This is a genomic window from Lewinella sp. IMCC34183 (genome assembly GCF_003390915.1).
GTDB lineage: Bacteria > Bacteroidota > Bacteroidia > Chitinophagales > Saprospiraceae > Neolewinella.
In genome coordinates this window covers 12,652-37,679 of the sequence record NZ_QMEM01000008.1, presented here as the reverse complement: position 1 = coordinate 37,679, position 25,028 = coordinate 12,652, and the positions used below count along the sequence as shown (strand labels likewise).

Genomic DNA, 25,028 nt, shown 5'->3' with positions numbered 1-25,028 from the left:
CCACTATGAACCAAGCAAGAATCTATCTCCTGACCACCCTGTTGTGCCTCCTTACGGCCGCGGTGGGGGCTCAGGCTACGACCGTATATACCGAGGCCTGGCGCACCTTCAAGCAGGCAGAGGACCACCGGCAGAAGAACCTCCTCGATAAGGCCCAGCGTGAGTACGAGGAGGTGGCGACCATGCTGCTGCCCGTTCATCAGCCCGAAGCCGAACTCCTCCGCGTCCAGGCCGAACTAAACGTGGCCAAGCTGGCCGTTCGCCTCGGCAAGAGCGACGGTGAGAAGCTGATCCTGGACTTCGTGCGCCGGTACCGTCCCGACCCCATCGCCAACCAGGCACTGCTGGAAATCGCTACCTACTATTTCGACGAGAACCAGCTCGACAAGGCCATCGAATACTACCAGATGGTGCCCCGCGACCTGCTCAGCGCGGCCGAGCAGTCGGAGGTGAACTTCCGGCTGGGCTATGCCTACTTCGTGCAGAAAGACTTTGCCGAGGCCAAGCGCTACTTTCAGTTCAGCCGCAACGTCCAGGGGGAATACTACTACCCCACCAATTATTACCTGGGCATCATCCAGTTCTTTGAAGGCAACTACGACGTGGCCGTCGAGCAGTTCCGTATCGCGGAAAAGTCGCCGGAATACGCCAGCTACATTCCCTACTACCTAGCCCAGATCTACTTCGCCCAGCGCCGCTACGACGAGCTGATCGCCTACGCCCAGCCGCTGGTGGAGTCGGGCGGAGCCGGCCTGCGCAACCGCAAGGAGATGGAGCAGCTCCTCGGGCAGGCCTACTTCGAACGGGGCGAATACGCCCTGGCCCGCCCCCTGCTGGAAAGCTACGCCAAGGGTAACCGACGGCTGCGGGAAGAGGAACTTTTCCAGCTCGCCTTCGCTCAGTACCAGACGCAGGACTACGTCGAGGCCAGCAAGACCTTCCGCGAGGTGTCCGGACAGGACACCGAGGTCGGCCAGAGCGCTAACTTTTACCTGGGCGACATTGCCCTGCGGCAGGGCGACGGTGTCGGTGCCCGCACGGCCTTCGCCGCCGCCGGACGACAGTCGTTTGACCCCCAGCTGCAGCAGGAAGCCCTGTACAACTACGCCAAATTGAGCTACGAGCTCGGGTACCCCGCCGACGCCATTACGGCCATCGAGCAGATCCCCACCGAGTCGCCCTTCTACACCCAGAGCCAGACGCTCCTGGGCGACGTATTTACCACTACCCAGGATTACCAGCGGGCCCTCACCATCCTGGAGGGAATGCCGAGCCGGTCTCCGCAGCTCGACGAAGCCTACCAGCGCGTCGCCTTCCTGCGCGGCCTGGAACTGCTCGGACAGGGAGAGCTGATCCAGTCGAAGGAACTGCTGGAAAAGAGCCTGCAGCGTCCCGTCAACGCCAGCTACCGGGCCCAGGCCCTGTACTGGCTGGCGGACCTGGCCAACCGCCAGGGCGATTACACCAGCTCGGTCACCCTGACGAACCAGTTCCTGACGCTGGCCAAGACCGTCCAGAACCTGCCCCCCCAGTCGTCGGTGTACACCGGCAACTACCTGCAGGGCTACAACTACCTCAAGCAGGACAACTACGCCTCGGCCCTCAACTACTTTACCGCCGCGGTGGAGGGCATCGAACGCAACCTGCCCTACATCACCGACAGCGACGTACGCGAACGCGTTCTCGGCGATGCCGTTCTCCGGGCCGGTGATGCCTACTTCTCCCGCAACCAGTACGACCTGGCCGCGCGCTTCTACGACGACGCCATCCAGCGCCGCACCGTAGGCTTCGTATACGCCCTCTACCAGAAAGCCCTCATCGAGGGGCTGCGGGGCCGTAGCGCCGACAAGGTGCTCGCCCTGGAGCAACTGGTGCAGAATTACCCCAACAGCCAGTACGCCGATGACGCCCTTTACCAGCTGGCGCTCACCTACCAGGAGCTGAACCGGCCCCAGCAGGCCCTTGATCCCCTGCGCACGATTATTCAGCAGTACAAGGTCAATAGCCCGCTCGTCAACCAATCGCTGCTGCAACTAGGCTTGATCAGCTACAACCTCGGTAACAGCGAGGCCGCGGTCAACTACTACAAACAGGTCTTTACGTCCAACCCCACCCCCGGGGAAGCGACGCGGGCCCGCGAGGCGCTGCGGGAGATCTACGTGGACGATATGGGAAGGGCCGATCTCTTCTTCCAGTTCTTCGAAACCCTCCCCGGACAGGAGATCGCCACCGATGCGCGCGACAGCATCACCTTCCGCGCGGCGGTGAGCCAGTACGAGAACGGGAACTACGAACGCGCCGTGAGTGCGCTCACGGATTACCTGCGGCAGTACCCCCAGAGCCCTAATACCCTTCCGGGGGTCTTCTACCGGGGCGACAGCTACGTGGCCCTCCGCCGCTACAACGACGCCCTGCCCGACTACGAGGCGGTCATCAACGCCGGGCCGAGCCGCTTCTACCTGCAAGCCCTGAAGAAGGCCAGCCTCATCGCCTACAACAGCGTACAGGACTTCCAGCGTTCCTACCGCCTCTACACCCTGCTGGAAACCGCCGCGGACAACGAGACTACCCGCTACGACGCCCAGGTCGGGGCCCTGCAGTCGGCCTACCGCCTCAATGACGTGCGGGCCACCGAAGAGTACGCGGCCAAGGTCGCCAACAACGCCAACGCCACCGCCGCCCAGCAGACGATCGCCAATTTCTACCTCGGCAAGATCGCCTACGACCGTAAGGACTTCGTCCGTGCCCTGCCCTACTTCGAGCAGGTGATCTCCCGCAGCGACGACGAACGAACGGCCGAGGCACGCTACCTCCGCGCCAACGCCATTTACCAGCAGGGCAACCTCGACCGCGCCCAGCAGCTCGCCCTGGAGGCCAACCGCGAGAGCTCCGGCTACCCATACTGGGTCGCCAAGACGGTGATCCTCCTCTCCGACGTGCTGCGGGACAAACGCGATTTCTACAACGCCCGCGCGGCCCTCGAAGCCCTCCTGGAGAATTACACCGAAGACGCCACCCTGGTGGCGGAAGCGCGGCAAAAACTCGCGCAGGTGGAAGCCGATATCCAGGCCAGCAGCCGTCTTAACACCCAGCCTACCGATCCTTCCCGTCTCGAACTCGACAACGGCGGCAACCAAAAGTAATCCTGCACATGCTACGCTACATCCTCCTCGGCATCTGCCTGCTCGCCGGACTGAGCACTTACGCCCAAAACGACCTTGAAGACAACAGCGTGACCGTGGTCACCAACTTCGAGGCCAGCCTGACCGACGCCGAGCGCGTACGGGTCAATCCCGTACCCCCGCCCGCCGACACCAGCAGCCGGCGACAGACCTACACGATTGTCCCCCGCCCGCTCGCGATCGACTACCCCGCACCCACCATTCGTCCGCGCGCCCTGCAGCGCGCCGAGCTGCCCCCCATCAACAATGCCTGGGTCAAACTCGGACTGGGCGTCCCCAATGCCCTCTACGCCGACGCCAGCTACGACCTGACCGGCCAGGACAACCTCGATCTGGGCTTCTACGGGAACCACTACAGCTTCAATAACAACAACCAGGTAGAGAACCAGCGTGCGAGCGATACCCGTCTCGGTGCCGCCGGAGACTACCTGTTCGACCAGGGCTTCGCCGTCGGAGGGAACATCGAGTACGACACCCGCAGCCGCTACTACTACGGCTATAACTTCTCGGACGTCGAGAGCGATTCCGCCCTCACCTTCACCAACGACGAGGTGCGGCAGCGCTTCAATACCTTCAGCCTCAGTACCGAGCTCTATAATGGTACCCGTACCCAGGGCAACATCGATTACCGCGCCGGCCTCTCCCTGTACCTGATGAGCGCCGACCCTTCGGTGCGGGAGTCCAACCTTGATGTCGACCTTTCCGGTACCAAGTGGATCGACGACAGCAACCCGTTGGACGTGGACTTCAAGGCCAGCTTCACCTCCTTCAAGGACACGGCCTCTCAAAGCCTCAACGTAGTTAGCCTCAGCCCTAGCTATACCCTGCTGGTGGCCGACCGTGTAAAGCTCAAGGCGGGTGCCCGGTTGGTGGCCCAACGCAACGACTTCGACGTCTTCCCTAACTTCACCGCCTCGGCGGTCGTGATCGACGGGCTACTGAGTGCCTTCGCCGGCGTGGAGGGTAACGTGCAGAAGAATACCCTGCGTACCCTTTCCGACTACAACCCCTGGATCAATACCCGCATGCGGATCCGTAACTCCGAAGCCACACGCTTCTACGGCGGGGTCGAGGGTACCTTCCGTTCCATCGCCTACCGCGCCGAAGCCGGCTACAAATACCTGGACAACCTGGCGCTGTTCCTCACGGAGCGCGACCTCCGCGGCGTACCCAAGTTCCGGGTGCTGTACGACGACGGTAGCCAGATCTACTTCCAGGGTACCGCTACCCTTCCGCTCGTGGAGGGGCTGGACCTCAACGCCAGCTTCACCCAACGCTTCTACAGTATGGAAGACGAGGAGAAGCCCTGGCACCTGCCCAGCCTCAGCCTCAACGCCGCGGGCATCTATACCCTCCGCAACCTGCCCCTCCAACTGCGCGCAGACCTTTTCGTAGAGAACGGTCTCCCCTACCGCACGCCGGAAGGGCAAGTCGACCACCTCAACGCCCTGCTGGACCTGAGCCTGAACGCGGAGTACACCATCACCGACACCTTCGGTGCCTGGGTGCGCGTCAACAACCTGCTCAACAACAAGCGGGAACGCTTCTACCAGTACCCTACGATCGGGACGAACTTCATGGTCGGGGGATCGGCGAGGTTTTAGCGGGTAGCGGGTAGCTAGTAGTATGTAGCTCGTAGCGTATAGTCAGTGTGTAGTGCACTACAAGCTATCCGCTACATGCTACCTACTCCCCATACGTCTCCCGGGAGAAGCCGAACCGCATCAGGTCCACCAGCGCGCCCCCCGGCAGACGGTATTCCCCCCGCAGGTCCCCTTCGCGGCTAAAGCCCACGCGGCGGGCGAGGCGCTGACTGGCGTAGTTATCGGCCAGGGTCTTGATGATGAGTTTGTCCAGTTCGAGCTGAAGGAAGCAGAAGCGCACCGTACGGGCGAGCACCTCCGTCATGATGCCCTGCCGGATCAGCTCCCGGTCGATGAAGTAGGCCAGTTCCCCGGCGGGCACCCCCCAGTCGATGTTGAAGACCTGAATGAAGCCCACGAGCTCGGTGGTCTCATTGTGCCAGATGCCCATGGCGTACCGTTTCTGGAGCAGCCATTCGGCGATACACTCGCGCACGAAGATCTCGCTGTCCTTACGCGACTGTCCCGGCTCCGCCATCAGGTACGGAAAGTGGTCGAGCAGGTAGTCGCGGTTGTTATCCAGGAGCTTATATACGGCCTTCCCGTCGTGCTCCCGGAAGCGGCGCACCACGCAGCGCTGGGTGATGAGGGCGGTATCGATGTCGAAGAGCTCGTGGCGCATAAAATTTTAAATTTAAAATCCTGAATTTAAAATTTTACTCCACCCAGGTCACCTTCTCCTGCCAGTCGCCGCGGGGCCGCATTAGTTCGGGCATGTCGGGATGTCCAAGGTAGAACATGCCGAGGCAGCGCTCGTTCTCCGCGCTGCCCGGCCAGGCCCCGTAGTCTCCGCAGACGAAGCCGGGGCTCGACCAGTAGCCGCCAAGTCCGTGGGTAGCTAAGCTAAGCCACAGGTTTTCGACGGCCGCGCCCACCGCGGCAATCTCTTCCCACTCCGGTACGGATTCCCGCGGGTCGCGGTGCAGGAAGATCAGCAGCACCGCGGCCGACTGCTCGATCTTGGTACCGAATTTTTTTGCGATGGCCGCCGCGTCGTCCCGGTCGCGTCCGTACACGTCGAGCAGTTCCTCCCGCAGCTGGTCGCGACCCGCCCCCCGGTACACCCGGAAGCGCCAAGGTTCGGTCTTGCGGTGGCTGGGGGCGGCGTTGGCCGCTTCGATGAGCTGGCCGAGCGTAGCGCGGTCAATGTCCGTACCGGTGAAGAACTGGGGAAAGACGGATTTGCGATTAGCGATTTCCGGAAGCATAGGGGTATTTTTTGCGCGGACGCGGGTGCAAGGATACAAAAGCAGACGCGGGCGACGGGCAAAATGCCCGCCGCCCGCGCCGTCGTCTTTTCCGGATATCGAATTAGTACTGTACCTGGGAAATATTGGGGTTGGCGTTGATTTCGTCCTGGGGGATGAGCCAGACCCAGCGCGGATCGTCGGCAGGTACGAACATTAGGCCGTTGAGCAGGGCCGAGTTGTGGTTCGTTTCGATGCCGTTCTGGCTGGTACGGTCAAGTTCCATATTCAGTCGCTTGAGGTCGAGGAAGCGGAAGCCTTCGCCCCACAGCTCCCACCGCCGCTGCAGCAGGATCTCGTCGATCAGGTCCTCTCCCTCGTTCTCGGAAAGTTCGTAGGCCGGGTCACGGGCAATGGCCAGCGGGTAGAGTGCCTCGGCACCCCCCTCACCCAGGCGGGCCAGTGCTTCGGCCTCAATCAGGTACATTTCGGCGGCCCGCATGTAGGGCACGTCGCCGCGGCTGTCGCCCGTACTGATCGACAGGAACTTCTGGCTGGTGTAGGGGTAACGACGGTGGGCCGAGCTGATCTCGTAGCCTGCGGGCAGGTTGTTGTGCTCACCCGATTCGCTGAATACGGCGGCGCGCACGTCGGTCTGCGGGATTGTCTCGTAGAGCACGCTGAAGATCGACTTCGGATTGCCCCGGATATTAGACGAGCTGAAGTTGCGCGACATCCAGGCACCGAAATTGGTGAAGGCGGAGCCCTGCTCCTCGTTGTAGTAACCACCCCACAACCATTCGTCGTTGTTGTAGTCGTTAAAGCCGGAGGTGTAAGCTACGCTGTCCATCAGGGGGTACCCGTCACGGGCCAGGACCGCGTACTCGGCGGCAGTTTCCCAGTTGCCCTGCGTCAGGTTGACGCGGGCCTTTAGTCCTTCGGCAACCGACTGGTTGATGTGGGACTTGGTGGGGCGATTAAAGCCATCCAGCAGTGTGATCGCCTGGTCCAGGTCGCTGTTGATCTGGGTGTAAACTTCCTCAACCGTAGAGGGAGCGATACCCTCGGTGGTCGGTTCCAGGATCAGGGGGATGCCCTGCTGGCCGTTACCGCCGTTCCAGTCGTAGCGGGCGGCGTGGCGCTGTACGAGGAAGTAGTGGGCAAAGGCCCGGTAGGCGTAGGCTTCTCCCAGGGCTGCATCGCGGTCGGCGGCGGGGCCAGCCGCCTCCTCGGCACCGTTGATGACGATGTTGGCGTTGTTGATGACCTGGTACATCACCCGCCAGCCGTGGCGCAGGTCGCCGTCGGTAGCGTTGGTGTGGTCGTTCCAACTGGCCATGCTGATCCACCAGCCGTTGGCCTGGGCGTTCATGACGAGGTCCTCCCCCAGGGCGTCGTGCTGGATCATCATCGCGGAGTATCCGCCGCGACCGTTTGACCCCTGGCGCTCGTACATGAGGCGGTGGATACCATTGATGACGGCAAACAGGTTATCGGTACTCGAGGTGGCCGCGTCGGCCGCCACCGAGTCGGTGGGTTGTTCATCGAGCCAGTCTTTTCCACAACCGCTGAGCGAGAGGAGGAGCACCGGCAGGACGAGTAGTAGCAATTGCTTTTTCATCGGGGGGCTGATTTAGAATCCGGCGTTGACGCCAAAGGTGATGGTCCGCGAAGGCGTGAAGGCGTTCTGCGTGGTCCCGTTAAAGTTTTGGTTGATGTACATGCCCTGCCGCTCGGTGTTGAAGAACAGGTTTTCGGCGTTCACGAATACGCGGAGCGTGGACATGTTGATCCGGTCGAGGACCGGAGCGGGCAGATCGTACGAAATGTTGGCCTGCCGCAGGGCGAGGTAGTCGGAATCCACGAGCCAGCGGCTCGATCCGGCGTCGAAGTTGTTGGACTGCGCCGCATCCAGACGGGGAATGTTGGTCACGTCGCCAGGCTGCTGCCAGCGACCAGCAATTTCGGTCGAGAGCGCCGAGCCGTAGTCGCCGTTGCTCATCAGGCCGGCGTAGCTGGAGTCGTAGGTCTTACCACCGATCTGGTAGGTCACCAGGAAGCCGAAGCGCAGGTTACCGATCCGGAACTTATTGGTGAAACTACCGAACACGTCCGGCACGGCCGTACCCACGAAGGCGTACTGTGCGTTGTTGATGTTGGTCGTTACCTCGGTTCCATTGATGGTGCGGATGTCCGCATCGGCGGCTCCGGATTCGGGGTCGAGGATGTAGAGGGCGGCGCCATCGGCGGGGTCTACGCCGTAGTACTCGCGCAGCCAGTAGTCGTAGATGGACCGGCCGACGACCAGCTTCTTGGTACCGGTGATGATCTCATCCTGCGGCAGTTCGGTGAACTCATTGTGGATCGTCGAGGCGTTTACGTCAAGCGTCCAGTTAAAATTCGGCGTGTTGATGAGGCTACCCGACAGATTGACCTCCAGACCGCGGTTGTACATCGAACCGATATTGGCGAAGCGGCTGTCGTTGCCGGTAGAGAGCGGCAGGGGAACCGAAAAGAGGAGGTTGTCGGTCACCCGGCTGTAGAACTCGATACCGCCCGAAAGCCGGTAGTCAAACAGACCGAATTCTACGGCCACGTCCGTCTGTGCGTTGGTCTCCCAGGCCAGGGTGGGCGACCCCAGGGAGCTGAACAGGATGCCGGGCTCGCTGGCGTTATTGTAGTTCAGCGCGAACTGCGGCTGGCTGGCGTAGAAGCTCAGGGCGCCGTTGTCCAGGTTGGAGTCGTTGCCGACCTCGCCGTAGGAAGCCCGCAGCTTAAGCAGGTTGATCCAGCCGACGTTGGATATGAAGTTCTCCTGGTCGATACGCCAGGCACCCCCCACGGAGTAGAACTGCCCCCAGCGTACGTCCTCGTCGAAGCGCGAGGAGCCGTCCGCCCGGAAGCTGGCCGAAAGGAAGTAGCGGTCGTTGAAGTCGTACTCGGCACGGGCCAGCCACCCTTCGGTGGTGTAGCGACGGGAGAAGCTGTTAAGACTGGAGGTGGTCGTGAAGTTGATCAGCTCGGTATTCCCGGAGGCGATCTGCTGGGTACGGAAGCCATACAGGTAATTGTACTCGTACTCAAAGCTTTCGTGACCGGCCAGCAGGTTGATGTTGTGGCGTCCGAAACCGCGGGCGTACTTCAGCAGCTGGTTGAAGCTGATGGAGGAGGTGACCGTATTGGTGCGGAATGCCCGGCCGTTGGGGGCCGCGTCGCCTACGATGGGGTTGCCGTAGCCTACGTTGTTGTAGTTCTGCCGGTCGAGGCCGCCGTTGAGCGTTAGCGTGAAGTCCTGCAGGAAGTACAGGTCTACAAACGCCCGCGCACCGAGTACACTGCGCTTGTCCTGATCGATGTTCAGAATGGTTTCCTGAATTACGTTCCGGCCGTTCGTACTGCCTACGCGGTCCTCGCCCAGGTTGTACTGCCGCTCGCCGTTATCGTCCAGCAGGAACTCACCCGTTGCCGGATCGTGGTAGTAAAGGGGGTAGATCGGCGCGATGTACCGCGTCGCGAAGAAGGGGTTGACGAAGCTCGTGCTACCCCCGTCGGCCGCCTGGTTGCTTGTCGAGGAGGCCAGGTTGGCGTTCAGTCCGGTGCGGATCCAATCGCGAGGCTGAGTGGTCACGTTCATACGACCGGACACCCGCTCGAAGTCGGAGGCCAGGATCCAGCCGGTATCGTCGATGTAGCCCAGCGAAGTAAAGAAGGTAGTATTTTCCGTTCCACCCTGGTACGATACGTTTGCCTCGCTGCGGTTGCCCAAACGGCTGAGGGCGTCCTGCCAGTCAAGGTCGCCGGGGTAGAGCAGCTCGGCATTGGGGTTGAGCCGGCCGTCGGTGCCTACCAGCATGCTGTCGGCAACATTGTAGGGGTTGGTGCCCAACAGGCCTACGATCCGGTCCGAGGCGCGTTGGTTAGCGACCGCCGGATCTACGCCGTTGCTGTATACCAGGCTGTTGCGGTAGCCCTCCCACTGCAGTTCGTAGTACTCCCCGGGACCTACCCGGTCGTATTCCGGGATGGCGCGGCCGCTGAAGCCTTGGCTGAGGTTGACGTTGAAGCGGTTTTGTCCGCTCTTGCCGCTCTTGGTGGTAATGAGGACAACGCCGTTGGCCGCCTTGGCGCCGTACAGGGCGGTGGAAGAGGCGTCTTTGAGAACGGTGAGGCTCTCAATGTCGGCCGGGTTGATACTGCTGAGGCTACCGGAGAAAATGATGCCGTCCACGACGTAGAGGGGGTCGCTGGAGGCGTTCACGGAACCAAAGCCACGCACCCGGATCGACGAGCCGGCACCCGGCTGGCCGCTGCCCGGCGAGAACTGAATACCCGAGGCGCCGTCAAGGGCGCTGGCGATGTTGGTCACCGCCCGGCCCTGGATGTCTTCAGAGTTGATCTGAGTAGCCGAACCGGTAAAGGCACCCTGCTTGGTGGCGCCGCCATAGGCGGTCACGATTACCTGGTCAAGGGCGATGCTCGAGGCACCCATCTCCACGTCGATTACGGTTTGCGTTCCCACGGGGATGCGCAGCGTCTCCATGCCGGTGTAGGTGAAGATAAGCACGTCGTCGCCATTTGCCGTCACGCTGTACCCACCGTCGAGATCGGTTACGGTGCCGGTGCCGGTATTCTCCACCTGCACGGTCACGCCGATCAGCGGTTCGCTGCTCTCGGCGTCGATGACGGTGCCGGTTATTTGGTTGCTCCCGGTAGCCTGCGCACCCACTACGGTCCCCCAAAGGAGCAGCAGCAGGAGGAGCGGCAGCCCCGGGTACTTGAATCGGTAAAAGGAGTTCATACTACTAGGTTTGGTAGGAATGGAAAGGATATAATTGTCGCAAGTGCAGAGACTGCACGCGGTCGGAGGCAATAGCAAAAGAGGTGGAAGTGTGTGTCGATCGACAACCGTTCGCGGGGGAAATTGAGTAAACATTGCGCGAAGGGCACGCAATATTACTAACAAACAGGTGTCCACCAACCCTTTGCGGGTCATAATTTACCCAGAGTTCGAACAAATTTGTCCTTACTGGTAAAATAATCCCGCAATCGTACCCGTCATCAGGCAGGCTACCGTCCCCCCCAGTAGCGCAACAAGGCCCAGTTCGGTGAGGTTTTTGCGCTGGCCGGGTGCGATAGCGCTGATGCCCCCCACCTGGATCCCGATACTTGCGAAGTTGGCAAACCCGCACAGTGCGTAGGCCGCGATCAGCACGCTCTTCGGACTGAGGGTATCGCCCGCGGCGCGTACCGTTCGGAAGGTATCGTACGCCACGAACTCGTTGATCACGGTCTTGAGGCCGAGCAGCTGCCCGACGATCGTGATGTCCTCGAACGGCACCCCGATCACCCACGCCACCGGGGCAAACAGCAGGGCCAGCAGGTAAGTAAAACTGAATCCGTCGAAGCGGCCCTCCGTCGCCGCAGCGATGGCCGCGTTCCAGTCGGCGTCGGTGAGCCCCAGTGCGGTGGCCAGGTCGTTGACCAGATCGGTACCGCCGACGAACAGGACGTTGAGCATGTAGATCAGGGCCGTGAACACGAGCAGCATCGCGCCCACGTTGACGGCCAGCCGCAGCCCGTCGGTAGTGCCCCGGCTGATGGCGTCGAGCAAATTGTTGCTGTCGTCGGCGGCCATCTCCAACCGCCGGTCGCGGACGGGCGTGAGGGCCTCGTGGGGATCGGTTGTGGCGGCACCGGTGGCGACCGTCAGTTCGGCGCGATCTTCGGGCAGCAGCATTTTCGCGCAGACGATGGCCGCCGGGGCCGAGATGATGCTGGCCGTCAGTAGGTGGCGGGCGAAGAATTGCTGGGATGCTTCGTCGGTCCCGCCCAGGAACCCGATGTAGGAGACGAATACACTACCGGCAATGGTCGCCATACCGCCGACCATCACGCACAGCAGCTCCGAGCGGGTCATTTGCTCGAGGTAGGGCTTCACCACCAGAGGGGCTTCGGTTTGCCCGATAAAGACGTTGGCCGCGGCGGCCAGACTTTCCGGACCGCTAAGACCCATCGCCTTACTGAGCAGCCAGGCCAGGCCGTAGACCACCTTCTGCAGAATGCCCAGGTAATAGAGGATGGCCGAAAGTGCCGAGAAGAATACGATAGTGGGCAGTACCTGGAAGGCAAAAATGTAGCCGAAGCTGTCGAGGTTGGTCACAATGCTGCCGAAGAGGAATTCGGCTCCCGCGGCGGTGAACTCCAGCGTCTTGCGGAAACCCGCCGCGATGTAGTCGAAGACGGTACTTACCCCCTGTACCTTTAGGATCAGGATCGCCAGCACGAACTGCATCGCGATACCGATGCCCACCAGTTTCCAGTCGATGGCCCGCCGGTTGGCGCTAAAGGCGTAGCACACCCCCAGCATTACACTCATGCCGAGGACGGTGCGAAAAAGATCGTAAGCAAAGGTCATAGCTGCGGTTCGGTCGGGTGCAAGGTAGCTAGAAAGGATGTGATTACCTTTGCCGCGGTATGGCACAACCCTTCATTATCGGCATTACCGGCGGCAGCGGATCCGGCAAGACTACTTTCATCCGGCAACTCCGCGAGGGTATTCCGGCAGACAAGGTCTGCCTGCTCAGCATGGACGATTATTACGTTCCCCGCGAGCGGCAGGAAGTAGACGACCGCGGCATTTACAATTTCGATCGTCCCGCCTCCATCCACCGCAAGGAGTTCGTTCGCGACCTGAAGTTGCTGATGGCCGGCGAAACGGTGCACCGCCGCGAGTACGTCTTCAACAATGAGCTCGCCGAAGCCCGAATGCTCACCTTCCGGCCCGCTCCCGTGATCATCGTGGAGGGGCTCTTTGTATTCCACTATAAGGAACTGCGCAAACTGCTCGACCTCAAGATATTCCTCCACGCCAAAGACAATCTCAAGGTGGTGCGCCGCATCAAGCGCGACCGCGTGGAGCGCAACTACCCCCTCGACGACGTACTCTACCGCTACGAGCACCACGTGCTTCCGGCCTACGAGAAGTACGTGCAGCCCCACAAGGAGCGCGCCGACCTGATCGTCAACAACAATACCGATTTCAATATGGGCCTCGCCGTGGTGCACGCCTTCGTCGAGAAGATGATCGAGCGATAGCGCCCGCCCCTTGCCTCAACGGCGCTGGATCAGGTCCCAAAGGTTGCCGTAGAGGTCGGCGAACACGGCTACGGTACCGTACTCCTCTTCCGAGCGCTCACGTACGATCGATACCCCCGCCGACTGGAGCCGCGCGTAGTAGCCGGCAAAGTCGTCGGTTTCCAGAAACAGAAAAACCCGCCCCCCGGTCTGTCGCCCCACCACGGCCTCCTGCTCCGCGGTGGCGGCACGGGCCAGCAACAGCGCGCAGCCTATATCGCCGGCGGGCCGGACCCGCACCCACCGCTTGGTCTCCGAAAGGCGCGTATCCTCCAGCAACTCGAAGCCGAGCACCTCAGTATAGTAAGCAATGGCCTCGTCGTAGTCGCGGACGAGCAGGCTGATTTGGGCAATTTGCTGTGTCATGGCGCGAAAGGTATCAGCTTTGCCCCGTACAACGCTGCCTCCGGCAGCGCAGTACAACGCTGCCTCCGGCAGCGAGAGTAAGATGCTGCCTCCGGCAGCGAAGAAGAGACCAGCCACCATAGCCGCACCCGGCACAAAATGCCCTACCCAAACCCCAATACCCCACCCCAACCTCATACCCACCCGACCGGGCAAGCCACCCCCATTCCAACAACCGGTAATTTCTGCCGCCTAAATTGTAAAATGTAACCGGATCCCCTTACCTTTGCGCTCCATTTGTAAAAAACGGTGCCATGCCTAAGATGAAGACGCACAGCAGTGCAAAGAAGCGTTTCAAGATTACCGGAACCGGTAAGGTGAAGCGGTTCCAGGCTTACACCTCGCACATGATGCGCAACAAGTCGAACAAAGCCAAGCTCCGTCTCCGCGACGCAGCCCTGGTTTCCACCGCCGACGAGAAGCGAATCAAGCGCCTGCTCTGTAAGTAACCTCCTATTTTTTAACGAGAGTACGGGTAAAGTACCCCTGGGTCCCCGTGCTGTACTAAAACCAGTTTTATGCCACGTTCAGTTAATGCGGTTGCCCGCCGCGCCCGCCGCAAGCGGATCCTCAAGGCCGCCAAAGGATACTTCGGTGCCCGCTCCAAGGTCTACACCGTAGCCAAAAACGCCGTCGATAAAGGTATGGCGTACGCCTATCGCGACCGCCGCAACAAAAAGCGCGTATTCCGCCGCCTCTGGATTGCCCGTATCAACGCGGCCGCCCGGCAGAACGGCACCACTTACAGCCGCCTCATGCACGGTCTCAAGACCTCCGAGGTAGGCCTCAACCGGAAGGTGCTCGCCGACCTGGCCATGCACCACCCCACGGCCTTCACCGCCGTCGTCAACAGCATCAACAAGTAAGTCCGGAATTTCCCGAACCTGCTTCTTGAAGCCCCCGCAGCCCCGCTGCGGGGGCTTTCTGTTTTTTAGGTACTTTCCCTTCTCATTTACCCGCCTCATCATGCGCCCTACTCTACTTGCCCTGTTGTTTCTGCTTGTCACCGCACCCGCGTCCGCGCAGGATGCCGCCGCCGCCGGCCTGACCGAAGCGGGACTGCAACGCTACACCGACTGGATAACCGGGGAGATAGAAGCGGGCCGCCTGCCCATGGCCGAGACGATGATCTTCCGCCACGGCGCTTTAGGCTACCACGACGTGCAGGGCGTAAGCGACCTCTCGACCGGTCGCGCGCTGGAGGAAAAGCAGCTCTACCACCTGATGTCGATGACCAAGCCCATCGTCACGGTAGCCTTCATGATGCTCTACGAGGAGGGCCACTTTCAGTTGACCGATAAGGTCGCCGATTACCTGCCCGAGTTTGCCGAACTGAAGGTAGCCCGCAACTCGGACGAAGGAGTACAGGTAGCCACCGATCCCGCTACCTCCGCCATCACGGTAGAACAGGTGCTGTCCCATACCGCGGGGTTCTCCCACGGCCTGCAGGGCACGAAGCTGGACAATGAGATTGCCGCGGCACTGTACTACCGGCCCCACGCGGACATCGCCTCCCGGGTCCGGACCCTCGCCACCTTACCCCTGCTGGGCCAACCCGGGCAACAGTGGATCTACAGCACCTCGCCCGATATCCTGGCGCGACTGATCGAGGTGTTCTCGGGGCAAACGGTCATTGAGTTTCTGGAGGAGCGCCTGCTCGGCCCGCTCGGTATGTCCGATACCAATTACAATATTCCCGCGGAGAACTCCGGACGCCTGGTAGCCAATCACCAGGTAGCCGAAGGCACGCTGACGAAGGCGGCCATGCAGTTGCCCGGCAGCGGCAACAAGGTCTACGGGGGATCCTTCGGCCTGTACTCGACCGCCGCCGATTACCTTACGTTCTGCCGCATGCTCCTGAACAAGGGCGAACTGGACGGCACCCGGTACCTGAGTCCCAAAACCGTGGAACTGATGACCATGAACCACGTCGGGGAGATGCGCGGCAACGGTGAGGGTTTCGGCCTGGGCTTCGGGATCATCACCGACGTGGCGGCGAACGGCGTACTGGGCAGTAAGGGTCAGTACTTCTGGAACGGAGCGTACTCCACCTTCTTCTTTATCGACCCGGTGGAGGACATGATCGTGATCATGATGTCGCAGCGGTCGCCGTATTCCGGCTACCACGAAAAGATGGTGCGGCAGATGACCTACCAGGCCCTGGGAGACTGAGCAAGTGGGGGCACTTATGCCTCTTCTGTTGAATGATCGCCCGGGCTGGATAAGAGCAGGTCCGGGCCAAATGCCTTATCTTATTTGTGCATACTTGGATTCAGGTATGCTGGTAAGCGAAATCCAACTCCCATGAAACTCTCTCCTCCTGGACTGAAGCATATTCCCAGCCTGCCGCTCCCATTGGCTTTCGTCCTGCTGTTAGCGTGGTCGGTACCATTGGCGGGAGAGGCCGCTAATGACTCCGTCCGTACGGGGGAGAAGCCCTCCCCGTGGGATCCGTCCTATTCGGCCCTGCTTGCCGGCGAACGTTGGCTGGAAGCCGAATGCGGGCGGCAGGGGGAGGAATGGCAACCCGATAGTACCGACGCCGCGTCCAACCGCTTGTTCGTCTATTTCCCGGGCAACAACCGGCATCCCCGGCCCGAAACCTTTGGCGGACCCTCCCAACTTACCTATACGGTCGACCTCTCCGTAACCGCAGCCTACACCCTGTATCTCCGGCTTAACGCTTCCGGGCAGCACCGAAACTCGATCTGGGTGTCGATCGACGACGGCCCCTGGGCGAAGTTCTCGAAGCAGCGTGACCAGCAACGGCTGATGACGGAGGGGTTCGAATGGCGTGAGGTAGTCGACGACGGGGTACCCCTCGATCTTACGCTGAGCGAGGGCGAGCACACCATCCGGGTGGCGGCGCACGAAACGGGGATGCAATTGGATAAGCTCTTTCTTTCCCCTTCCGGGCGTCACCCCGCCGGTACCGGGCCGATCGTACCGGCCTGCTCCCGGGGCCCCGCTTCGACCCTCATCGGTGACAATGCCCCCTTCGACGCAGCAGCCAACCTGGTCATTTACCCCGATTTCTTCAGTAATGTCCTCCGCGTACGGCTGCTGAATACTACCATTATCCCCTCCAATTTTCGCGACGTCTGCATCACCGGATCCGACGGCCGCGAATACCCCGTACGGCCGATCGGCCCGGTGACCCGCACAGAAACCCACAACGAATTGCTGCTCAATTTCCGGGGCCTGCAGCCGGGAGTGTACACCCTGCGGTTCAGAGAGCACCGCTTATCATCGGACTACTTGGAGTACACCTTCATCAAGACGAACTAGGAGCCGGACGCCACGGCAAGCTGACCTCCTCCCGTACGCTACCTCCTTAACCGGCCCGACGGTGGGATAGCCGTGGTCCTGTTATTCCCGTGACCGACTGGTCGCAGCCACTAACAAAGCAGCCCCACTCGGAATCCGGGTGGGGCTGCTCAGCTAACAGGAAACCGTGCGGTTCGGGCTATTTCCGGGAGACCTTATTGGAAGTCGGCGCCGCGATCACCTTCACCTCGTGCTCGAGGATCATGCGGTTGTAGGCGGGGATGCGCTCCTGGACGATGGCGCGGTACTTGTCGAGCTCGGCGTCGATGGCGGCACTGAGCTCATCCTTCACGGCGTAGGCCGCGGCGGTGGGCCGGTACGTTCCAACACCGGTGAGGCTGTTCAGGTGGGCCAGCTTGTTGGTCAGCCGGATCGGGTAATTGAGGGGGTCCTGTCCGCTGCGGTTCTTCGTTTGGTACAGGGTCTCCTCGATCGCCGTAAGGCTGTCGATGATGCCTTTTCCGTAGGAGATCACCTCCTCGTCGTCGATGCGGTCCTGGAAGTCCTGGATCTGCCCGCGCACCTTCCGCAGGTCGATGATGACCTGGTGGGCCTCGCTGGTCTTGTCCTGGACCTCCTTCATGAAGGTGAACTGCGCCTGCCGGTCTTCCTCGGAAGCCTGTACCCGGGGGTCGGGCTTAACGGTGAAGGAACGCTTCTGCTCGCGCTCGCCGTAGGTGAAGGCCACTTCGTAGTCGCCGGGTAGGGCCATGGGGCCACCGGTGCCGGCCCACCAGAGAATCATGCCCTTGACTTCGGTGCCTTCGGGGTAGTTCATGTCCCAGTTGATGGTCTGGCCGCCGGCCTTCAGCTCTAGCTGATCGGCCTTGTCGGTGGCCGCGGTGCTCCAACTGCGGATGGTGTCGCCGTCCTGCAGGATCGTCAGCGTCTTTTCCAGGCTGTCCTTGGCGGCTTCCTCGCTCAGGTAAAGCTGGAAGTTGACGCCCCCGGGGTGGTTGGTACCGGCGGTACGGCTCTTGCGGCCGCCGCCGCCCATGCGCCAGGCGTCGGCGGGCTTGTAGAGGTGGAAGTCCGCATTAGCGGCCACCTCGTCGAGCTGCTGCAGGGGGCTGACGTCGTCGATCATCCAGAAGCTGCGCCCCTGGGTGGCGACGATAAGGTCGTCGTCCTTGAAGGTGATGTCCGTGACGGGTACGATGGGCAGGTTCTGCTGGAATTTGCGCCAGCTGTTGCCGTCGTCGAGGCTCATGTACAGGGCACTCTCGGTACCGGCGAACAGTACGTCCGGGTTGTTGGGGTACTGCCGCACGACGCGCGTGAAGTCGCCGCGGGGAATGCCGGCGTCAATGCGCCGCCAGGTCTTTCCGTAGTTGGCGCTGTGGAAGAGGTAGGGGGTGTAGTCGCCGCTCTTGTAGGCGGTACCGGCCAGGTAGACGCCACCGTCCTGCCGGCGGTCGATATCGACGCTGTTCCACATGATGTATTTGGGCGCTGCGGCGGGGGTGACATCGGTCCAGTTGTCCCCGTTGTCGCGGGTCACGTAAACAAGGCCGTCGTCGCTGCCGGTCCAGATCACCCCGGGCTCGCGGGGGCTCTCGGCGGCGGCGAAGATGGTGGCGTAGTACTCCACGCCGGTGTTATCCTGGGTGATGGGTCCGCCACTGCTCTTCAGTTTCTCGGCCTCGCTGCGGGTGAGGTCGGGGCTGATCACCTCCCAGGTTTCGCCCTCGTCGGTGCTGCGGTGTACGTGCTGGCTGGTGGTGTAGAGCACGTCGGGGTCATTGGGGCTGAACAGGATCGGGAAGTTCCACTGGAAGCGGTACTTCATGCCCTCGGCGCCGTAGCCCATCGGGTTGTCCGGCCACACGTTGATGGCCCGCACCTGGTTGTTTTCGTGGTCGTAGCGGGTGAGGAAGCCGCCGTAGCTGCCGCCGTATACGATGTCGGGATTCTCCGGGTCCACGGCGATGTGGGCCGATTCGCCGCCGGCGGTGGCTTCCCAGTCGGACTCGCCGATGCTGCCGCCGTCCGTGCGGTGGGCAATGCGGATGGTGGAGTTATCCTGCTGCGCCCCGTAGATGCGGTACGGGAAGGCGTTATCGGTGACGACGCGGTAGAACTGGGCGGTGGGCTGGTTGTGGTAGGTGCTCCAGTTCTCGCCCTGGTCGAAGGACACCTGGGCGCCGCCGTCGTCGGCGATGATCATCCGCTCGTTGTTTTCCGGAGCGATCCAGAGGTCGTGGTGGTCGCCGTGGGGGGCGTTGTTCGACTCGAAGGTGCGGCCGCCGTCGGTACTGTGGTGGTAACTCACGTTCATTACGTACACGCCGTCGATGTCCTGCGGGTCGGCGTAGATGCGGGTATAGTACCAGGCGCGCTGCCGCAGGGCGCGGTCGTCGCTGCGGGGCTGCCAGGTTTCGCCGGCATCGTTGCTGACGTATACGCCACCCGCTTTTTCGTTCTCGATCAGCGCGTATACCCGGCTGCCGTCGACGGGGCTCACGGCCACCCCGTTGATGCCCCAGGTGCCCTTGGGCAGGCCTTTGTTACCGGTGATCTCGGTCCAGTTGTCGCCCCCGTCGGTGGTTTTCCAGAGGCCGCTGCCCTCGCCGCCGCTTTCCAGGCTGTAGGGGGTACGGCGGATCCGCCAGGTGCTGGCGAACAAAACGCGGGGGTTGGCGGGGTCCATACTGAGGTCAACGGCACCCGCGCCGGCGTTGGCGAAGAGCACGCGCTCCCAGCTTTCTCCGCCGTCGGTGGTGCGGTACACGCCGCGCTCCTCGGTGTCCTTGTACAGGTCGCCCATCACGGCCACGTAAACCACGTTCGGGTCACGGGGGTGGATGCGGATACGACCGACGTGCCGGCTCTCCGGCAGGCCGATCTGCTCCCAGGTCTTACCGGCGTCGATGGACTTCCACATGCCGGAGCCGTAGCTCACGTTGCCGCGTACGGTTTCCTCGCCGCCACCGACGTAAATAACGTTGGGGTTGCTTTCGGCTACCGCCACGGCGCCGATACTGCCGCCAAAGTAGCCGTCGGAGATATTGGTCCAGGTTTGTCCCCCGTCCTTCGTCTGCCATACGCCACCCCCGGTAGCACCGAAGTAGTAGAGATTGGGCTGGTTGGCCACGCCCGTCACGGTAGCCGATCGGCCGCCGCGGTAAGGTCCGATCTCGCGGAACTGAAGGGAGGAATAATACTTCTCGTCAAGATCCTGGGCCGTACCGGCCAGTCCGCACAGGACCAGAATAAGGGTAGTGAGTAGTCGCATAAATCAGGGTTGGTTTAAGCGCTTAAGATAACCAATCCCCCCTTCGTAGCCTACTTCACCGCCTGAAAACCTACGTCGCCGACCTTTCCCAGCCGTACGTTGGCCTGGTCGATGTTAAAGGCGCCGGGGTTAAAATCCTGGGTGATCCAGCCGGCGATCTCCCGGTGGTCCGGGTGTGACGAATCGTTCAGCGCTTCCAGCATTTCGTTGTATTCCTTCATCCCGCTGACCTCATCCTGCGGAGGGCAGGCCCGTTCGCCGGCGGTGCAGACCGGGTAGCGCCGGTTGCCCCGCGCGGGTTCGATGGCCTCCAGTTTGAGATCGTGGTACCAGGTGTCGAATTCGTAACCACAGTGCTCACCAACCGTGGGAAACAGGTCCTGCAGCGTAGGTTCTCCGGTTCCCTTCGGCACGCTGGTTGCGGGGGGAAAGAACTGGTAATTCTCCGACCCGCGCCAGCCCATCACCGCCTGGATGTAGTGGTGCAGCTGGCCCTGCCGGACGTGGTGGGGCACTAAGATACGGCGCCAGATTTCCGGCTGGCTCCCGTCAAGCAGGATATACAAGCGGTAGATGCCGCCGTCGGGCTCCGACATTTCTCCCTCGATATTGCTGGCGGGGAGGCCGTCCTCCCCGGGCGTCGGGGCTACTTCGGCGGGCGTAGCGTCAGAATCGTTCAACTCCTCCGTGAAAGCGATCGGCTCGTCGTCGCGGACGAGGGTCGGTTCCTCGCCGAGGAGGGCCGTAAAGGCCAGTACATAGTAGTCCTCGAGGTCACCGGGTACGTCGTCAACGTGCTCCGTTTCGCGGTCCACGATCACGTCCCAGAGCGCGAGCAACAACTCGTCCATCGCGGGGCGATCCGAGACGGGGGGATCGTCCTCCCGTTCTGCGAAGTGGCGGCGGAACCTTTCGTAGGCGAATTCAAGATCGCTTGCCCCGAGTTCGGGGTGAACGGAACGCACGGCCGCGGCGGCGTTTGCCAGGGCTTGTTGTAGATTGTCGGTTGACATAGTTAGTAACTTCCCGCAAAGATACACCGCGCAAAATGCGTCCCTTACCCACCGGAACAAAGGAACGGTCCATCACCCGTTTCACTGCCACCGCCGCTACCGGTGCCCGGGACGTGCTGGCCGAGGAGGAGCCCCTGGAGATCGCCCTGCTGGTGAGGGGACGCCGCCGCGTAGCGGCCGTCACCATGCGGACCCCCGGCAACGACCTCGACCTGGCCCTGGGCTTCCTCTTTTCGGAGGGGCTTTTACCGCCGGAGGCTACCACCGGGGCGGGGGCGCAGGTCCAGGGGAATGTCCTGGAACTGCCGTGGCCACCGGCCCTGCCCCTCGAGCTGCGGGGCCTGGACCGCAACAGCTACACCTCCAGCAGCTGCGGGGTGTGCGGCAAGACGTCCCTGGACCTCATCCACCAGGCCCTTCCCTTCCCGGAAGACCCTACTCCGCGCGCCTACCCCGTCAACTTGCTCTGCAGCCTGCCCGATCGCCTGCGCGCCGCCCAGCAACTCTTCGACCGTACCGGCGGCATCCACGCCGCGGGCCTCTTTGCGGACGACGGCACCCTGCTCCACTACGCCGAGGACGTCGGCCGCCACAACGCCCTGGATAAGGTACTCGGTCACGCCTACCGAACCGATGCCCTGCCCCTGTACGGCCGGCTGCTGGTCCTGAGCGGCCGCGCCAGCTTCGAACTGCTGCAGAAGGCCGCCATGGCCGGCATCACCACGGTGCTGAGCGTGGGTGCCCCCTCCACCCTGGCCGCCGAGCTGGCGGAGGACCAGGGCATCACCCTGTGCGGTTTCGTCCGGCCGGGAGGGCTGAATTGCTATAGCCATCCCCACCGTATCACTGCGGCAGTAGGCCAAACTCCGGACGCTTGAAACATTGCCCGAGTACCCTACTGCTGCTGGCGCTACTGTCCCCGCCGCTACTCTCCCAGCAGAGCCGCTTTGCCTTTTCCGTCGACCTGCCGCTGTACTTCAGCGCCGGCGAGGCCGCTAGCTCCCAAACCCAGGTTGCCGACCTTCCGGGCGTCACGTTGTACCACCCCCGCCGACTGCGGTACCACGGGCCAACCCTGGGCGTGGAGGTACGGGCGGAATACGCGGTATTTCCGGGCTTATTTCTCGGCCTTGGGGCGGGAATCAACGTCGACCCCCGCGAACGCTCAAACCTCGGCGACGGTGGCACGTACCAGCGTAAGCTGCTGCCCCTGTTCGTGAGTCTCCGTAAGGAGTGGCTGCGTGAGCGGGCATGGCCGTTGAGCTTGACGGTGCGCGGCGGGCACCAGGTTTACCACCGCCGGGACGCCTTCCGCCGCACCACCGCCCTGTACACCGAGCGGGGCGCCGCCTTCGCGGGTACCGACCTTGGCGTTACCGCGGGCCGCTGGGCCTTGCGGCCCACGCTATCCGTTGGCGCGTCCGTCCAATCCTTCTTTCACACCAACCGGCTACTTGGTCAGCTACTTCCCCCTGGAGTTACGGCACCCACCGAAGTACGGTACCGACCCTATCTGGTCGCGGTACGGACCTCTCTGGGCTTTCGGTTCTGACCCTTTTGTACAAATTTGCGTTTCACTCTTGCCCAACCCACGATCATGTCCAACGAACTCACCCCCGAGCGGCTTACCGGCCTCGAACTCAAGGAGCCCACCCACATCGCCGCCGGCATCCCCGCCCTGCGCTACTCCCTCAAGCACGTCAGTGAGTACATGCACGTGGGGGAGGGCCTGGAAACCCTCGCCAAGCTGAACCAGAAGGGCGGCTTCGACTGCCCCGGCTGCGCCTGGCCGGACCCGGACGGATCCCGTACTCCCATGGCAGAGTACTGCGAGAACGGCGTCAAAGCCATCGCCGAGGAAGCTACCAAGCGCCGCATCGGTGCCGACTTTTTCGCGGCCCACGCCGTCGACGAACTGGGGCAGTGGACCGACTACGAACTGGGCAAGAGCGGCCGCATCGCGCAGCCCCTGCACCTGCGCCCCGGCGCCACCCATTATACGCCCATCACCTGGGCGGAGGCCTTCGACCAGCTCGCCGGCAACCTGCGGTCCATCGACCCGGACGAAGCGGTTTTTTACACCTCAGGGCGTACCAGCAACGAGGCGGCCTTCGTCTACCAGCTTTTCGCCCGGCAATACGGCACCAACAACCTGCCCGACTGCTCTAACATGTGCCACGAGAGCACCAGCAAGGCGCTGGCGGAAGTACTCGGACTGGGAAAGGGCAGCGTGACCCTGGAGGACATCCACAACGCCGACCTCATCATCTGTATGGGCCAGAACCCGGGGACCAACCACCCCCGCATGCTCACCGCCCTGGAGAAGATGAAGGAGAACGGCGGCCGCATGATCAGCGTCAACCCGCTGCCCGAAACCGGACTGATGCGCTTCGTGAACCCCCAGCGGCCGCTGAAGATTGCCACCCGCGGCACTACCCTCTCCGACCTGTTCCTGCAGGTTAAGGTCAACGAGGACCAGTCGCTCATCCGCGCCTGGCTGAAAATCCTGTACGACCGCGAGAAGCGGTCGCCGGGTACCTACTTCGACCAGGAATTTATCCGCGACCACACCTCCGGCTACGATGAACTGGCCGAAATGCTGGAGAATACCGACCTCGATGCCTGCATCGCCAACACCGGCCTGACGCGCGACGAGATCGAGGAAACCGCCGGCCTCATCCACGGCTCGGAACGCATCATTATCTGCTACGCGATGGGCCTGACCCAGCACGAGAACAGCGTGGACACGATCAAGGAGGTGGTCAACCTGCTGCTGGTCAAGGGCAGCATCGGCAAGGACGGGGCCGGCATTTGCCCGGTACGGGGCCACAGCAACGTACAGGGCGACCGTACCGTGGGCGTCTGGGACAAGCTCAAGCCCGAGCTGGCCGAGGCGCTCCGCAACTACTACAACTTCGAGCCGCCGACCGAGGACGGCTACGACGTGGTGAAAACGATGGAGGCCATGGAGGCCGGCAAGGTGAAGGTCTTCTTCGCCATGGGCGGCAACTTCGTCAGCGCCACCCCGGATACCGAGCGTACGGCCCGGGGCCTGCGCAAGTGCGACCTGACCGTACACGTCTCCACCAAGCTGAACCGCAGCCACCTGGTGCATGGCCGGGAGGCCCTGATCCTACCCTGTCACGGACGGACGGAGATCGATCTCCAGGCCGGTGGCGAGCAATTCGTAAGCTGCGAAAACAGCATGGGCGTGGTGCAGATGAGCAAGGGCATACTGGAAGCCGAAGACATGAACCTGATGAGCGAGGTGGCCATCGTATGCGAACTGGCGCGGCTGACGCTGCCGGAATCCAATGTTCCCTGGGTCGAGTACCGCAAGGACTACGACACCGTCCGCGACGCCATCGCGGCCTGCATCCCCGGCTTCGAGCGCTACAACGAAAAGGTGCGGCAACCGGCCGGTTTCTACCTGCCCAACGGCCCCCGCAACCGCCGCTTCGAAACCTCTACGGGCAAGGCTCAGTTCTCAAGCACCGAACTGACGCCGAACCAACTGGCGGAGGGGGAATTTCTGATGACCACCGTACGGAGCCACGACCAATACAACACTACGATCTACGGCCTCCACGATCGCTACCGCGGCATCCACAACGAACGCCGGGTAGTCATGATGCACGCCGACGATATCGCCGCCCTCGGCGCGGTATCCGGAACCGTAGTGGACGTAACGAGCGAATACGGCGACGAGAAGCGGCGGGCGCGGAAGTTCCAGCTGGTCCCCTACTCCATCCCGCGCGGTTGTGTAGCCATGTACTTTCCCGAGGCTAACGTCCTGGTGCCCAGCGGCGTGACGGCCAGGGGCAGTAACTGCCCGATCAGCAAGTCGGTGCGGGTGAGGTTTGAAGTAATTTAAAATTTTACATTTTAAATTTTAAATGTAA

At 62.1% G+C, this 25,028-nt stretch carries 18 protein-coding genes; 10 read left to right on the top strand and 8 right to left on the bottom strand.

Translation table 11 applies throughout. The features are described 5' to 3' along the window. Window positions 1–5: 5 nt before the first annotated feature. Both DQG19_RS16300 and DQG19_RS16295 read left to right on the top strand, forming a co-directional pair. Window positions 6–3,143, top strand: a complete 3,138-nt coding sequence (locus DQG19_RS16300; protein WP_116127359.1) for a tetratricopeptide repeat protein — start codon at window positions 6–8, stop codon at window positions 3,141–3,143. 8 nt (window positions 3,144–3,151) lie between these two features. Further along, window positions 3,152–4,786, top strand: coding sequence for a TonB-dependent receptor (locus DQG19_RS16295; RefSeq protein ID WP_116127358.1), 1,635 nt, complete (start codon window positions 3,152–3,154; stop codon window positions 4,784–4,786). An 82-nt stretch (window positions 4,787–4,868) separates the two neighbouring features. Here DQG19_RS16295 and DQG19_RS16290 read toward each other — a convergent pair whose 3' ends face one another. From DQG19_RS16290 to DQG19_RS16270, 5 genes are all read right to left on the bottom strand, one after another. Next, window positions 4,869–5,447, bottom strand: coding sequence for a GNAT family N-acetyltransferase (locus DQG19_RS16290; RefSeq protein ID WP_116127357.1), 579 nt, complete (start codon window positions 5,445–5,447; stop codon window positions 4,869–4,871). A 34-nt stretch (window positions 5,448–5,481) separates the two neighbouring features. Beyond that, window positions 5,482–6,033, bottom strand: a complete 552-nt coding sequence (locus tag DQG19_RS16285; RefSeq protein ID WP_116127356.1) for a nitroreductase — start codon at window positions 6,031–6,033, stop codon at window positions 5,482–5,484. A gap of 103 nt (window positions 6,034–6,136) precedes the next feature. Further along, the gene (locus DQG19_RS16280) at window positions 6,137–7,633 is read right to left on the bottom strand and encodes a RagB/SusD family nutrient uptake outer membrane protein (protein WP_116127355.1); all 1,497 of its coding nucleotides are present in this window, start codon (window positions 7,631–7,633) and stop codon (window positions 6,137–6,139) included. A 12-nt stretch (window positions 7,634–7,645) separates the two neighbouring features. Continuing rightward, the gene (locus tag DQG19_RS16275) at window positions 7,646–10,810 is read right to left on the bottom strand and encodes a SusC/RagA family TonB-linked outer membrane protein (protein WP_157974561.1); all 3,165 of its coding nucleotides are present in this window, start codon (window positions 10,808–10,810) and stop codon (window positions 7,646–7,648) included. Window positions 10,811–11,035: 225 nt separating this feature from the next. Further along, a complete protein-coding gene (locus DQG19_RS16270; RefSeq protein ID WP_116127353.1) occupies window positions 11,036–12,427 on the bottom strand; it encodes a NupC/NupG family nucleoside CNT transporter in 1,392 nt (463 codons plus the stop codon). 59 nt (window positions 12,428–12,486) lie between these two features. Between DQG19_RS16270 and DQG19_RS16265 the strand changes: the two genes are divergently transcribed. Further along, window positions 12,487–13,107: a uridine kinase gene (locus DQG19_RS16265; protein ID WP_116127352.1), complete on the top strand. Its 621-nt coding sequence runs from the start codon at window positions 12,487–12,489 to the stop codon at window positions 13,105–13,107. Between the two features lie 15 nt (window positions 13,108–13,122). Here the strand turns inward: DQG19_RS16265 and DQG19_RS16260 are convergent, their stop codons facing one another. Beyond that, entirely contained in the window at window positions 13,123–13,512 is a 390-nt protein-coding gene (locus DQG19_RS16260; protein ID WP_116127351.1) for a VOC family protein, read from the bottom strand. Window positions 13,513–13,805: 293 nt separating this feature from the next. Here DQG19_RS16260 and rpmI point away from each other — a divergent pair, with 293 nt between their 5' ends. The 4 genes from rpmI (at window position 13,806) to DQG19_RS16240 (ending at window position 16,839) form a co-directional block, all read left to right on the top strand. Continuing rightward, entirely contained in the window at window positions 13,806–14,000 is a 195-nt protein-coding gene (gene rpmI / locus DQG19_RS16255) for a 50S ribosomal protein L35 (protein ID WP_116127350.1), read from the top strand. 69 nt (window positions 14,001–14,069) lie between these two features. Further along, window positions 14,070–14,417 (top strand): 50S ribosomal protein L20, encoded by a 348-nt coding sequence (rplT, locus tag DQG19_RS16250; protein ID WP_116127349.1) that lies wholly within the window; start codon window positions 14,070–14,072, stop codon window positions 14,415–14,417. A 100-nt stretch (window positions 14,418–14,517) separates the two neighbouring features. Next, window positions 14,518–15,723, top strand: a complete 1,206-nt coding sequence (locus DQG19_RS16245; RefSeq protein ID WP_116127348.1) for a serine hydrolase domain-containing protein — start codon at window positions 14,518–14,520, stop codon at window positions 15,721–15,723. Between the two features lie 132 nt (window positions 15,724–15,855). After that, window positions 15,856–16,839 (top strand): hypothetical protein, encoded by a 984-nt coding sequence (locus DQG19_RS16240; protein ID WP_157974560.1) that lies wholly within the window; start codon window positions 15,856–15,858, stop codon window positions 16,837–16,839. 178 nt (window positions 16,840–17,017) lie between these two features. Here the strand turns inward: DQG19_RS16240 and DQG19_RS16235 are convergent, their stop codons facing one another. Together DQG19_RS16235 and DQG19_RS16230 are read right to left on the bottom strand one after the other, a co-directional pair. Beyond that, complete coding sequence (locus DQG19_RS16235; protein WP_116127346.1) at window positions 17,018–20,113, bottom strand: WD40/YVTN/BNR-like repeat-containing protein; 3,096 nt, start codon at window positions 20,111–20,113, stop codon at window positions 17,018–17,020. A gap of 50 nt (window positions 20,114–20,163) precedes the next feature. Continuing rightward, window positions 20,164–21,126 carry a plasmid pRiA4b ORF-3 family protein gene (locus DQG19_RS16230; RefSeq protein ID WP_116127345.1) on the bottom strand — a complete coding sequence of 321 codons (963 nt, stop codon included), beginning with the start codon at window positions 21,124–21,126 and terminating at the stop codon, window positions 20,164–20,166. A gap of 35 nt (window positions 21,127–21,161) precedes the next feature. Here DQG19_RS16230 and fdhD point away from each other — a divergent pair, with 35 nt between their 5' ends. From fdhD to DQG19_RS16215, 3 genes are read left to right on the top strand one after another with little or no spacing between them, the layout of a single operon-like run. Continuing rightward, a complete protein-coding gene (gene fdhD / locus DQG19_RS16225) occupies window positions 21,162–22,004 on the top strand; it encodes a formate dehydrogenase accessory sulfurtransferase FdhD (protein ID WP_116127344.1) in 843 nt (280 codons plus the stop codon). Then, window positions 22,001–22,678 (top strand): hypothetical protein, encoded by a 678-nt coding sequence (locus tag DQG19_RS16220; RefSeq protein ID WP_116127343.1) that lies wholly within the window; start codon window positions 22,001–22,003, stop codon window positions 22,676–22,678. Before fdhD ends, DQG19_RS16220 begins: the two co-directional genes overlap by 4 nt. Before the next feature lie 45 nt (window positions 22,679–22,723). Continuing rightward, window positions 22,724–25,000 (top strand): FdhF/YdeP family oxidoreductase, encoded by a 2,277-nt coding sequence (locus DQG19_RS16215; RefSeq protein WP_116127342.1) that lies wholly within the window; start codon window positions 22,724–22,726, stop codon window positions 24,998–25,000. Window positions 25,001–25,028: the final 28 nt, after the last annotated feature.

Coding starts and splice junctions, on each gene's coding strand:
- DQG19_RS16230 (WP_116127345.1), bottom strand. CDS start 21,126: ATGTCAACCGACAATCTACAACAAGCCCTGGCAAACGCCGCCGCGGCC.
- DQG19_RS16240 (WP_157974560.1), top strand. CDS start 15,856: ATGAAACTCTCTCCTCCTGGACTGAAGCATATTCCCAGCCTGCCGCTC.
- DQG19_RS16265 (WP_116127352.1), top strand. CDS start 12,487: ATGGCACAACCCTTCATTATCGGCATTACCGGCGGCAGCGGATCCGGC.
- DQG19_RS16280 (WP_116127355.1), bottom strand. CDS start 7,633: ATGAAAAAGCAATTGCTACTACTCGTCCTGCCGGTGCTCCTCCTCTCG.
- DQG19_RS16235 (WP_116127346.1), bottom strand. CDS start 20,113: ATGCGACTACTCACTACCCTTATTCTGGTCCTGTGCGGACTGGCCGGT.
- DQG19_RS16285 (WP_116127356.1), bottom strand. CDS start 6,033: ATGCTTCCGGAAATCGCTAATCGCAAATCCGTCTTTCCCCAGTTCTTC.
- DQG19_RS16290 (WP_116127357.1), bottom strand. CDS start 5,447: ATGCGCCACGAGCTCTTCGACATCGATACCGCCCTCATCACCCAGCGC.
- DQG19_RS16260 (WP_116127351.1), bottom strand. CDS start 13,512: ATGACACAGCAAATTGCCCAAATCAGCCTGCTCGTCCGCGACTACGAC.
- rplT (WP_116127349.1), top strand. CDS start 14,070: ATGCCACGTTCAGTTAATGCGGTTGCCCGCCGCGCCCGCCGCAAGCGG.
- rpmI (WP_116127350.1), top strand. CDS start 13,806: ATGCCTAAGATGAAGACGCACAGCAGTGCAAAGAAGCGTTTCAAGATT.
- DQG19_RS16300 (WP_116127359.1), top strand. CDS start 6: ATGAACCAAGCAAGAATCTATCTCCTGACCACCCTGTTGTGCCTCCTT.
- DQG19_RS16215 (WP_116127342.1), top strand. CDS start 22,724: ATGTCCAACGAACTCACCCCCGAGCGGCTTACCGGCCTCGAACTCAAG.
- DQG19_RS16245 (WP_116127348.1), top strand. CDS start 14,518: ATGCGCCCTACTCTACTTGCCCTGTTGTTTCTGCTTGTCACCGCACCC.
- DQG19_RS16270 (WP_116127353.1), bottom strand. CDS start 12,427: ATGACCTTTGCTTACGATCTTTTTCGCACCGTCCTCGGCATGAGTGTA.
- DQG19_RS16295 (WP_116127358.1), top strand. CDS start 3,152: ATGCTACGCTACATCCTCCTCGGCATCTGCCTGCTCGCCGGACTGAGC.
- DQG19_RS16275 (WP_157974561.1), bottom strand. CDS start 10,810: ATGAACTCCTTTTACCGATTCAAGTACCCGGGGCTGCCGCTCCTCCTG.
- fdhD (WP_116127344.1), top strand. CDS start 21,162: ATGCGTCCCTTACCCACCGGAACAAAGGAACGGTCCATCACCCGTTTC.